Source organism: Leeia aquatica (assembly GCF_012641365.1).
In the GTDB taxonomy this organism is placed as follows: Bacteria; Pseudomonadota; Gammaproteobacteria; order Burkholderiales; family Leeiaceae; genus Leeia; species Leeia aquatica.
In genome coordinates this window covers 732,254-742,779 of record NZ_JABAIM010000001.1, presented here as the reverse complement: position 1 = coordinate 742,779, position 10,526 = coordinate 732,254, and the positions used below count along the sequence as shown (strand labels likewise).

Genomic DNA, 10,526 nt, shown 5'->3' with positions numbered 1-10,526 from the left:
AGATTCCATAAACTGTGCGTGACCACGTCGAGATGCCCCCCATGTCAGGCAGCATCATGGTGACACTGGGAGGTATCTTGTATGATGAGGCCTGATTTTAAGTCAGCAGGAGGTCCGCTTGAGGCCAGGCTGGAATCCGGGGCGTCGTAACCGGAATGTGGCCCGCAGCGAGCCTCTGGACCTGCGGAAAGCTAAATGTCGGATATCTTGCAGACCCAAGCGCTGGTGCAGTGTGATTGCTGTGACTATTTCTGTATTCCAGCGGGGGCAGACTATGAAATCTGCCCGGTTTGCTTCTGGGAGCAGGATGCGTGGGGTATCAGCAAACCCGATCAGCGCTCGGGAGCAAACCACGGGCTGACACTCCGGCAGGGGCGAAACAACTTCCTGCAGCTTGGTGCTTGTGCGGCGCGCTTCAAACAGCATGTGATGGATGAATCAATGCGTCGGCATTATCGCCATGTGCCGCGTCATATCATTGCTCTGGAAACCCCTGCCAACCTATGCCCCTACTGTGAGCAGGATGCCATCTGGCGTGTCCGGCTGAAAGCGCACCCTGAGTACAGTTTCCTGATGTGCTTTGAATGTGATGCCGTTTGGGACTCGCACCAGCCCGTCTCCAGTGAGTCGGGCTCCACCTTTCCCGTTTACATGCAGTCGCTTGGGTTGATTCCGGATTGGAATGTCGAGAGGCTGGAAACCGTTGATTGGCAAGATGCGGGTGAGTAGGAGCATGCGACGTGCCGGGGCAAGGCATGTGCAAACCGTGTAGGGCGCAATAAGCAAAGCGCATTGCGCCGCAAGCTTGGGCTCGGCGCACGTTATCCTGACTGCCGCTACGGCGCAATGCCCTACGCTTATTGCGCCCTACGGAGGGTCATGCGGGCTTGGCACAAGCTGGCGAGGCGGCCAGCAGTTGGCGCGCCTCTTCCTCACCCTGTGCAGCGGCTAGTGTCAGGTAGCGGCAGCCACTGGCGGTTTGGCCTTCGCGCAGCAAGTCGTTACCCAGCTGGTATTGCCAGGCGGCGATGCCTTTGTCGGCGGCTTGGGTCATCCAGTAGCGTGCTTGCTTGGGATCACCCGGCACCGAGAGCTGATAGTGCTGGATCAGGGCCACCATTGCCTTGCTGTCCCCCGCTTGCGCCAGCTGCAGCTGCTGTGACAGCGCGGCGGGCGAGAGGCTGGGGCCGCGCACATACAGCTGCTGCCAGCCCCACAGCGCCGCAACAGGCAGGATGCACAGCGCGGTCAAGGTATAGCGGTTCCACAAGCGGGAGGAGGCCATGCAGTGTCTTTCAGGTGGGGGTACTGAGCCGTTGCGCCCAATCCTGCATCACGGCCTCAAACAGCGGGCGGGTGAGGCAGGGCGCATCGACAATGGAAATCAGGTAACGGTGGCCTTGCGGGTCTGGCTGCATCTGCACATGCTGTACGGGCTGCGCGGCGGCCGCCTGCGTGCTCACCTGCAGCATCAGCACCTCATCCCCGCACGCCCACAGCGCATCCACTGCCGTACACTGCGCCGCCTGCCAGCCCAGCTGTACCAGCAGCGCGGCTTCATCGGCAAACGGGTGCACCGGAATATAACGCCAGCCACACGCCTGATGCCGATAGACCTCATCCGGCGCAAAGCGGGCGCGCTGTTCAAAGTCGGCAAGCAGGGTGGGGTTCATGGTTCAGGCAGCGGGGGCGAAGCGGGCAGGGTATACCAGGCAAAAATGGCAGGCAAGCGACGGAAGCAGTACCTGATTAGCGTGTTAGCCTTGTGCTGGAATAGGGGGCTGCATCATACAAACTCAGCCTGATGGGCTGCAATAGCCTCCTGCAGCGTACTATACCAACGGCAACGCTCGGCGATTGGTGTTTCAATCAGCAGTTCCACTTTCTGCATATCCGCTGCCTGCAAGGTTTGTGGCGTGAGGGGCAAATGAAAGAAATCTGCGCTTTGTACGGCGAATCGCCCATCTTGCAGGGGTTCTAAACAGGTATAGCGAACGGCGCTGGTTTCGTTCAGGCGAGACCAGATGAAGATTTCTTTGTAGAGCGCATGTGCGTGCATGGTGCAGCTTTCCTCCTTGACTTGAATGGGGAGCCATCTCAACGAGCCAGATAGTAGCTGCTGGTGCTATTGCTGACACCCGCCGCCAGCGCCACCGAATCAAAATACCGCTGCGGGTTCTGCACAAACGCCTGCGGCATGATGCGGTAATCGGCCAGTGCGGCCTCGACGCGATCCAGCCCGATGGCCTCTGCCCGCCGATAAGCCTCCAGCCCGTGCGCGATGCGCTCGGCCTTGCTGGAGAAATTCTTGAACCGGATCGGGTTGCGGCGGCCAAAATAGGCAAACTCGATCTTGGGCCGCAGCGCCAGCGCCTTGATCAGCGGCCAGTCAAAGCTGCGAAACGCCGCCTTCACCGCCGGGGCCACGATATGATCCTGCTCCCAGCCAAAGAAGGCCGAGAACAGCGCGGCCCGTTCCTCCGGCGCAAACACACTGCTGTGCCGTTGCGAGTCATGGCAGCGACAGAGCAACGCCGCAAAATCCTGCCCGATCACCGACTCAATCTCCGCCGTGTGACCATACTGCCTGGTGTAGTAATAGAGAGCATACGATTCGGCACAGACCCGGCGGTTGATATCGCGAAACTGGTGAATAAACCCCGCCAGCGACGCCAGCAGCGCCCGCCGCCGACGTGGCCACAGCACATGCAGCAGCGAAAGCAGCTGACCGGCCAACGCCCCTTTCCGATAAAAATCCACCGCATGCAGGCCCACATGAGCCGCAATCAGCGGAAACACATTACGCCCGCCAGAATCCCGATACATATGGTGATAGACCCCGACCCGCTGGCAGAGGGCATCCATGCCGCCCGCCAGTTGCATGCCAAGCTGCCTCAGGTGTTGATAGGCCTCGATCGTCATGATGGCTCCTTGGGTTGGCTTGATCAGGATAATGACAGGCATGGGCTGGCGAGCAGGCCGCACAGACGCATGCCGCAGGTTCAAGGGGTGACGCACTGCTGCGCTGCATTGGCCGCGGGTGTGTCAGGCTCCAGGGTGGCCGGTTCCTTCGGGGTGCCAAACACCGACAGCAGCCAGAAGATCAGACTGGAGAGGGTGGCTGGCACCGCGCCAAACATGGTGATAGCAAGGCAATTGCCAAAGGTGTATGAGCCGATCATGGCTTTGACGACCGCGAGATATGCCCCGTAGAGCGTCACGAGTATGGCTGCAGCAAGCCACTTATGCGCTGCCTGGTTTTCGGCCCGGCTGGACCAGCGTTGTGGCCAGGCTTGCCCGATCAGCACCATGAGCAGCAACGGCACCGAAAACATGACGAAGGCCAGCGTGGCCTCCTTATTGCCAAACACGGAGAAGACGAGCTGGTTATACATCGCCCCAATCATGGCGCCCGCCAGCAGGTAGGCCGGCAGGCTGTTTATCTGCTTGTACCGAAAGAATCGGTAGACGGGTACGCCCAGCAGTAATGCCCCCAGATTGGTAAAAGCGGCGATGCACAGGAGAAAACCCGCCATAGAAGGCGAGATGACCAGCACCAGCAGCGCAGGCACCCAGAACGGCGCACCCGGCGCGAGCAGGAAACCGGCTTGAACGGAGCAAAGCGGCTTTTTCATTCTTCACTTTCGGTATTGAGAGAAATATCTGCGTGCAATTCGGCCTGCCTGAGGGGCGACATTAATGCCGGGAAGTGGCGAGGGACGATGTGGTCTGTGGGAGGTTTTTGCGTATCCCGCACACTGACAATAGCCAGAAGATCAGGCCGGAGGTGGCCATAATGGCGGCAGCAATGCCTGGAACGATGCCAAACTCAACAACGCCTTCATCCTTAAGCAGAAAGTAAACCGCAGTAAGGTAAGCGGCATACAACATGCTGCACGCCAATAGTGCCAGCCCCGCATGGCGTATTCTGCCCTTTAGCCAGCGCTTCCAGAATGCCAAAGCCAGCACAATGGGCGTGAAGAAAACCAGCAGCGACAGCATGGGCAGTGCTGAGTTGGAAGGTATGCTAAGGATCAGATGAACACCGAAGAGCCCGACCAACGCGCCGGACAGTATGTAGGCCAGCAGGCTGCTGTGGTGCTTGTACCGCAGATAATGATGCACTGGCACTCCGAGCAACAGGGCCACAAGGTAAGCCAGGAAGGCGAGAAAGAAAAAAGCGCCCGTATGGCCATAAGCGCCCAGTGCGAAGTACAGCATCAGAATAGGCACACCCGGTGCGATCAGAAGGCCGTAACCGGCAGGGAGTAGTGGCTTTTTCATTTTTTCAATTTCTGTATTGACTGAAATTAATGTCAGACTATACCAGCACCAGCAGGATTGCAAGGGGGGGACTGGTCGCTACGCGCTTGTCCAGATGTTCAATTGTGCAGCCATGGCCAAGAGCGGTAAGCTGTGGGCTTCCCCTTGAATCTGGAGGCAGTATGCGGCGCTTGACCTACTATGTGGCAACCTCTGCAGACGGCTTTATCGCCCATGCTGATGGCTCACTGGGTGGCTTCCTCATGGAAGGTCCCCATGTGGCCGATTTTCTGGATTCCCTGGCCGCCTACGATACTGTGCTGATGGGGCGTGCGACCTATGAGCTTGGGCAAAGCATGGGTGTGCTGAGTCCCTATCCTGCAATGCAGCAGTACGTATTCAGCACGCAATGGCAAACCTCGCCTCACCCGGATGTGCAACTGGTGAGCGGCGATGCCATCGCCCACGTCCACAGCCTCAAGGCCGCAGCCGGAGGCAACATCTGGTTATGTGGTGGCTCCCGGCTTGCATCCAGCCTGATGGCCGCCGGACTGATTGATAACGTGATTCTGAAGGTGAATCCGGTCCTGTTTGGGCAGGGCATGCGCCTGTTCGCCGCGTGGGAGGGCATCGTCCCCCTGCAGCTGACCGACATCCACCACTTTGATAATGGCGTTACCCGCCTGCACTATCAGTTGAGCAAAGCCTAAGCTGGACATGCTGCTGACTTACTTCCCCTTCCTGACCTTGCCTATCCCATATGGACCAACACGTATACAGCGCTTCCACCCTGTGGTGGCTACTCGATAGAGGGGCTGACATTGCGCAGCTTGCACTGCCTGCCCTTTGCATATTGATTGCCGGGCTGGCTGTGTTCAGACGACCCGGCGTATGGTCTGGCATGGTTGCTACCGGGTCGCTGCTGATCCTGGTGCCGCGCATCATGAGAGTACTGGGCGTGCAGGTCCACTTCATCACCCTGCCTGCCCCGCAGCCAACGGTTGAGCAGAATTCGCTGGCGCTGCTCCTGCAACTGCATGGTGCAGCCTACGGCTACCTGCTGTTCTGCATCGGCCTGCTCGGCCTGATATGGGACCACCTGCCCCGGCGGCAGGCTGGGGATCAGTCTTGATAAGGAGGCGGCAAAACCGATTCCCCCGGCAGCCCGGCGGCGACTCGGTTAAAATCCGGGTTTAGCCATGAACCTTGGAGTGTTGATCCCATGACCGCCTTGCCCCATTGCCCGCAGTGCCAGTCCAGCTACACCTATGAAGATGGGGCGATGTACGTGTGCCCGGAGTGTGCGCATGAGTGGAGCCGTGAGGCGGTGGCGGAGGGGGTGACGGCGCGGGTGTGGAAGGATGCGCACGGCACGGTGCTGAACGATGGGGATACCGTCACCGTGATCAAGGATCTGAAGGTGAAGGGTTCCTCGCTGGTGGTGAAGGTGGGGACCAAGGTGAAGAACATCCGCCTGATCGACGGCGACCATGACATCGACTGCAAGATCGACGGCATCGGTGCCATGCAGTTGAAAACCGAGTTTGTGAAAAAAGCCTGATCCCCCGGCAGCGCCACCATGCCGATCCGGATTTTCCTGGACGACGAACGCGCCACGCCAGCGGGCTGGGTGCGGGCGTGGTGGCCGGATGAAGTCATCACCCTGCTGCAGACCTGCGAGGTGGCAGAGGTGAGCCTGGACCATGATCTGGGCGACGACCAGCGCGGCACCGGCTACGATGTGATCCGCTGGATTGAAGAGGCGGTGGCGCTGCGCGGCTACCGCCCACCCCGCCTGCACGTCCACTCCGCCAATCCCCCGGCGCGCGCCCGCATGCTGCGCGGCATTGCCGCCATTGAAGCCCTCGCCACCCGCCTGCCGGACGATACGCCCCCCGGCTAACCCTCAGCCCGGCTGGCCTTGCTGGCGGCGGGCCGGTTCGTCCTGATGCAGGAACACCGCGTAGGTGTCCCACGGCATGGTCAGCGTGGTGCCGGGTACGGCAGAGGCCTGCTTGAGCAGCATGCCCACTTCGCCACGGTGATAGGTGTTGTGGGTGACCACATGCGCCAGCATCTCATTGCGGCTCATATAGCCCGCCTCGCCATCGGTAAAGCGGAAGGGCAGCATCTCTGCCAGCGCCTCGGCGCTCAGGCTGGGCAGGTAATCCAGATACCACTGGTCCAGCGTGGCGTGCGCCGCGCGCAGTGCATCCAGCGCGGGGGTGTCCTTGGTGTTTACTGCGCTGTGCGGTGAGGGCTGGCGCTGCAGGTGGGCCTGGAAAATCTGGTTGATCACCAGACAGTGGTTCATCAGCCGGATGCCCAGATGCCGCTGGTCCGGATGCAATGCCGGCTCCAGCTCGCCCAGCGCCCGCAGCATGTCGGCATTGGCCCAAGCCTGATAGCGGAACATCTGGGCATACAAGGGGAGGGCAGACATGGCTGGGCTCGCTTTCGCTGGGGGAAGAAGAGCGGAACATCATAAGGTAGACTGGATGACAGGCGTACTCGTATTTGACGCAATAAGCTGCAGCGCAGCTAAAACGGCGCCGCACCCCTTACCCATAAAGAGCCAGCCATGAGCGACCCTACCCCCAAGCCCGCATTTGACCTCAAAGACTACCGCCAGCCGATGGTGACCTCCATTGGCGTGATCCTCGGCTTTCTGGTTGGCTTCCTCGGCCAGTGGGTGACGGACGAGCATTTCAGCCTCGAGCGGTGGGACGACCGCATCGTGTTTGGCGGCTGCCTTGCCGGCTCGCTCTGCCTCTTCGTCGCCCTCTTCCGCATGCTCGCCATCCTGCCGGACAGCGACATCAAGGCCTACTACCAGCGAACCCTGCGCATCTACCTCAGCGGCGTGGTGCTGGCCTTCAGCGGCATTTTGCTGTCGGTGTTTTTTTGAGGGAGGCCATGAAAGACCTTGAGCTGGATCTGGATGCGCTCCGACGGGTGATCAATCTCATACTGGACCGCATGGAGCAGGAAGCAGGCAGCAGCCGGGTAGCGGTTACCCTGGATAGCTATTGGGATGTACCGTCATTCATGCGCTACGATTTTTCAAAAGTACCGGATGGCCAGACCTTTGAGCATGGCCAGCTTTACCATGACTGGGAATTCTTGACCGCCACCCTGCAGGATGAAACGCAGGCCGTGCGGCCAATGCTGATGCATGTGGCCCCCTTGCTGCGGTATCTGGGGGAAAGGGGCTAATAAGATGGCTGCGAAAGAATTAATGATTTTTACGCCCTCACGCGCTGATATGCAATTCATGCTTGACGGCTTGGTTGAGGGTCTTGCATTAAAGGTGGATGAGCTTCCTGATCATTCAAATTTTAGTTTTGAATTTTCAGCACAAAAAGGCAATGGTAGAGAGTACTTTCTATTGGAGTATCGTGCTAATGATCTGGACGTTATTCACGATATTTCTGAATGGGATCGCCCCTCGGGTGATATAAAGAGAACGTTGCTGGCTTGTGGTTCAAGAATTACGATATATTATCGAAACATAAGTCTTGCCAAAGAGGCATTTTTGTTTATTGGGCAATGGTTTGGGGGGGCTTGTAAGAGTTGTGTTGTTGAAAATGGCTTTGGATGCTTGCTTACCCTGGATGCACTGGTTGAGAATATCTCAAGTAATAGCGAGTGGTCTTGGGAGAGGGAGGCGTTTCCGGAAGTGCCGGGAGTTGCTGTTTCAGAGTGGATTGACTTGTTAACGATTTTTACGCCCTCGCGCGCTGATATGCAATTCATGCTTGACGGCTTGGTCGAGAGTCTTGCATTAAAGGTAGATGAGCTTCCTGATAAGTTAAGATTTGGTTTTAAATTTTCAGCACAAAGAGGTAGGGGTAAAGGATATCTCCTGTTGGAGTACCATGGTAATAATCTGGATTTTATTCACGAAATTTCCCAATGGGATCGACCCGCGGACGATATGAGGGAAACGCTGTTGGCTTGTGGGTCAAAAATTACGATACATTATCGAAACATAAATCTTGCCAAAGAGGCTGTTTTGTTAATTGGGAAATGGTTTGGGGGTTTTTGTAAGAATTGTGTTGTTGAAAACGGTTTCGGGTGCTTGCTTGCCTTGGATGCGTTAGTTGAAAATATCTCAAATAATAGCGAGTGGTCTTGGGAGAGAGAGGAGTTTCCTGAAGTGCCGGGGGTTGCTGTTTCAGAATGGATTGATTTTTAAAACTCAACACGGGCTAAGCCAGATTGGTTAAGTGCGTCCAGTTTAATGAAGCCCGGAGGCTGTGTGTTGTGAGGGAGGGGGGCGAATGGTTACGTTGCCCGAACGTACAGGTGGCATGCGCCGGGCGTAGAGCCTGTCCATTGGCTCCGTACAGACATTCCCCGCTACACTGAAGCCCTCCGGGCCGCCTGGCCATGACTGAGGGTATTCCGCTGCATGACCATCACCATTGAAAAGATCAACGAAACCCACATCGCCGGGTTCCACGCCTGCCTGGATGCGGTGGCGCGTGAGGGGCGCTTTCTGGGGCAGACACAGGCGTCGCCGCTGGAAGCCATCGCGGCCTTTGTGCGTAACAATATTGAGGGCAACTTGCCGCAATACGTGGCCCTGCACCAGCAGGTGGTGGTGGGCTGGTGTGATGCCATCCCGTGCTGGGCGGCCGGGCTGGCGCATCGGGCCGAGCTGGGCATGGGGGTGTTGGCGGCTTACCGGGGGCAGGGCATCGGCACCCGGCTGCTGTCGCATACACTGGCACACGCCCGCCGCCTCGGCGTACGCCGGGTGGACCTCGAAGTCCGCGCCGACAACGCCAGCGCCATTGCCCTCTACACCGCCGCAGGCTTCCAGCCCGAAGGGCGCCGGGCGATGGGGCTGTTCCACCACGGCGTGTACCACGACACCCTCAATATGGGGTTGATTTTTGAGGATTTGGCAGCTTGATTGACGATAATAATGGCGCTTTCGCCGATGATGCTGGATGCTGCTGTGATGCCATGTGGCAGCAACGGCAGTGGACGTGCGCGCAGCATGCGTCGCCGCATGCGTGCCCGGATGCCTTGATCGTCTATGACCCTCGCTTTCGAGAGTACGGGCTGATCATTCATGATGACGGGCGCAGCTCAGTCAGCATTGCCTTCTGCCCGTGGTGCGGCACGCGCCTGCCCGCATCGCTGCGCGACCGCTGGTTTGAGGAACTGGGGGCGTTAGGGGTTGATCCGTGGTCAGATGATATTCCCGAGGCGTATCGGTCGGGGGCGTGGCAAGGTGAGCTTACGCTCCCCACCGCTGAGCGTAAGCAAAACTGCCCTGAGTGTGGTGCGCTAGCAGAACCATTTGTAGATGGAAGTACGCAGGGTATGCGCTGTGTGCATTGCAACTGGTCTGTGGTGACGACATGGTTACCACCGATTGATCATGATCAGCAGGTATATGCGGTGCTGGTGTATCCAGCGCCCCCAGTATCGCAGCAACAAATCAAGGCCGTTGCAGAACTGATGAGTATCAATTACCTGCAAGCTCGAGCAGAAACCCGAGCGCCAACCCTGCAGGTGTATCAAGGATTGGCGAGGGACATACTGCGTGCACGAAGGTTGCTGGACTCGGTTGGCATCCGCTACAAGATAAAGCCGGATTTTAACTGGGCTGATCAGGATGCATGAGCACGCTCCCACCGCCTGTATCATCTGTCTGCACTACGGCGGCAAGGCGCAGTATGCGCTGTGGCTGACGGGTGATCAGCCGGAGTATCTGCTGATGCACGAAGGGCGGCTGTTGCTGGCAGACTCTCGAGAGGCCTTGCTGCAACTGGTGCCTGAGCATGTCACGCTGATGGAGGTGGAGTCGGTCACGCATTACCATCTGGATGACGTGATGGCGATGATCCGGTCTGTGCGGCCGGCTCGGGTGCCTGACAAAGCCTGGTTCTCCACGATATTGAATGCGTGGAACATGATGGAGGATATCGCCCGCACGCTGGGCTATACCTTGCCACCCTATGCGACGACCAGGCGAAAAGCGGTGGATTGGGCTTACCATCTGCTGTTTTGCGGCGCAGATGTGCTGGACGATCTGTCCGCCGAAGACCGCCAGACTTTGCCATGGCGACGGCGGGATCATGTGGTCACGCGGGATTACCTGACCCGCGCCTGGGCACGGTTGCGGCCCCATCTGGCCTTGGAGTCAGACAGGGCGGCGCTGCGTCCTCTCCGCCCGCGCAGACCACGCCGGGCTTGACGCCTCACAAGTCCATCCTGCTAGCATGCATGCTCAATTCATATCCCGC

General features: G+C 58.5%; 18 protein-coding genes. 11 read left to right on the top strand and 7 right to left on the bottom strand.

Features of this window, described 5'->3' with window-relative positions; translation table 11 throughout:
- Positions 1-195: 195 nt before the first annotated feature.
- Positions 196-729, top strand: coding sequence for a CPCC family cysteine-rich protein (locus tag HF682_RS03725; RefSeq protein WP_168875884.1), 534 nt, complete (start codon positions 196-198; stop codon positions 727-729).
- 148 nt (positions 730-877) lie between these two features.
- On the opposite strand, the gene HF682_RS03720 is transcribed toward HF682_RS03725, so the two are convergent.
- The 6 genes from HF682_RS03720 to HF682_RS03695 all read right to left on the bottom strand — a co-directional run bounded on the left by HF682_RS03720 (position 878) and on the right by HF682_RS03695 (position 4,284).
- Positions 878-1,285 (bottom strand): SEL1-like repeat protein, encoded by a 408-nt coding sequence (locus HF682_RS03720; protein WP_168875883.1) that lies wholly within the window; start codon positions 1,283-1,285, stop codon positions 878-880.
- 10 nt (positions 1,286-1,295) lie between these two features.
- Positions 1,296-1,673, bottom strand: coding sequence for a hypothetical protein (locus tag HF682_RS03715; RefSeq protein WP_168875882.1), 378 nt, complete (start codon positions 1,671-1,673; stop codon positions 1,296-1,298).
- Between the two features lie 113 nt (positions 1,674-1,786).
- Entirely contained in the window at positions 1,787-2,059 is a 273-nt protein-coding gene (locus HF682_RS03710) for a hypothetical protein (protein WP_168875881.1), read from the bottom strand.
- A gap of 38 nt (positions 2,060-2,097) precedes the next feature.
- The gene (locus HF682_RS03705) at positions 2,098-2,922 is read right to left on the bottom strand and encodes a hypothetical protein (protein WP_168875880.1); all 825 of its coding nucleotides are present in this window, start codon (positions 2,920-2,922) and stop codon (positions 2,098-2,100) included.
- Between the two features lie 80 nt (positions 2,923-3,002).
- A complete protein-coding gene (locus tag HF682_RS03700; protein ID WP_168875879.1) occupies positions 3,003-3,635 on the bottom strand; it encodes a hypothetical protein in 633 nt (210 codons plus the stop codon).
- A gap of 61 nt (positions 3,636-3,696) precedes the next feature.
- Positions 3,697-4,284, bottom strand: coding sequence for a hypothetical protein (locus HF682_RS03695; RefSeq protein WP_168875878.1), 588 nt, complete (start codon positions 4,282-4,284; stop codon positions 3,697-3,699).
- A gap of 161 nt (positions 4,285-4,445) precedes the next feature.
- On the opposite strand from HF682_RS03695, the gene HF682_RS03690 reads away from it, so the two are divergent.
- From HF682_RS03690 to HF682_RS03675, 4 genes are all read left to right on the top strand, one after another.
- On the top strand, positions 4,446-4,973 hold the full coding sequence (locus HF682_RS03690) for a dihydrofolate reductase family protein (protein ID WP_168875877.1): 528 nt from the start codon (positions 4,446-4,448) through the stop codon (positions 4,971-4,973).
- 191 nt (positions 4,974-5,164) lie between these two features.
- Positions 5,165-5,395, top strand: a complete 231-nt coding sequence (locus HF682_RS03685) for a hypothetical protein (protein ID WP_168875876.1) — start codon at positions 5,165-5,167, stop codon at positions 5,393-5,395.
- 90 nt (positions 5,396-5,485) lie between these two features.
- Positions 5,486-5,824, top strand: coding sequence for a zinc ribbon domain-containing protein YjdM (locus HF682_RS03680; RefSeq protein ID WP_168875875.1), 339 nt, complete (start codon positions 5,486-5,488; stop codon positions 5,822-5,824).
- Positions 5,825-5,842: 18 nt separating this feature from the next.
- Positions 5,843-6,166, top strand: coding sequence for a cyclic-phosphate processing receiver domain-containing protein (locus HF682_RS03675; RefSeq protein WP_205881892.1), 324 nt, complete (start codon positions 5,843-5,845; stop codon positions 6,164-6,166).
- 3 nt (positions 6,167-6,169) lie between these two features.
- On the opposite strand, the gene HF682_RS03670 is transcribed toward HF682_RS03675, so the two are convergent.
- Positions 6,170-6,706, bottom strand: coding sequence for a DinB family protein (locus HF682_RS03670; protein WP_168875874.1), 537 nt, complete (start codon positions 6,704-6,706; stop codon positions 6,170-6,172).
- 138 nt (positions 6,707-6,844) lie between these two features.
- Between HF682_RS03670 and HF682_RS03665 the strand changes: the two genes are divergently transcribed.
- The 6 genes from HF682_RS03665 to HF682_RS03640 all read left to right on the top strand — a co-directional run bounded on the left by HF682_RS03665 (position 6,845) and on the right by HF682_RS03640 (position 10,477).
- Positions 6,845-7,171 carry a hypothetical protein gene (locus HF682_RS03665; protein ID WP_168875873.1) on the top strand — a complete coding sequence of 109 codons (327 nt, stop codon included), beginning with the start codon at positions 6,845-6,847 and terminating at the stop codon, positions 7,169-7,171.
- Between the two features lie 8 nt (positions 7,172-7,179).
- On the top strand, positions 7,180-7,479 hold the full coding sequence (locus HF682_RS03660) for a hypothetical protein (protein WP_168875872.1): 300 nt from the start codon (positions 7,180-7,182) through the stop codon (positions 7,477-7,479).
- Positions 7,480-7,483: 4 nt separating this feature from the next.
- The gene (locus tag HF682_RS03655) at positions 7,484-8,461 is read left to right on the top strand and encodes a hypothetical protein (protein WP_168875871.1); all 978 of its coding nucleotides are present in this window, start codon (positions 7,484-7,486) and stop codon (positions 8,459-8,461) included.
- Positions 8,462-8,677: 216 nt separating this feature from the next.
- Entirely contained in the window at positions 8,678-9,184 is a 507-nt protein-coding gene (locus HF682_RS03650) for a GNAT family N-acetyltransferase (RefSeq protein ID WP_168875870.1), read from the top strand.
- Complete coding sequence (locus HF682_RS17680) at positions 9,181-9,903, top strand: DUF6980 family protein (RefSeq protein WP_205881891.1); 723 nt, start codon at positions 9,181-9,183, stop codon at positions 9,901-9,903. Before HF682_RS03650 ends, HF682_RS17680 begins: the two co-directional genes overlap by 4 nt.
- Positions 9,896-10,477, top strand: a complete 582-nt coding sequence (locus tag HF682_RS03640) for a hypothetical protein (protein WP_168875869.1) — start codon at positions 9,896-9,898, stop codon at positions 10,475-10,477. Before HF682_RS17680 ends, HF682_RS03640 begins: the two co-directional genes overlap by 8 nt.
- Positions 10,478-10,526: the final 49 nt, after the last annotated feature.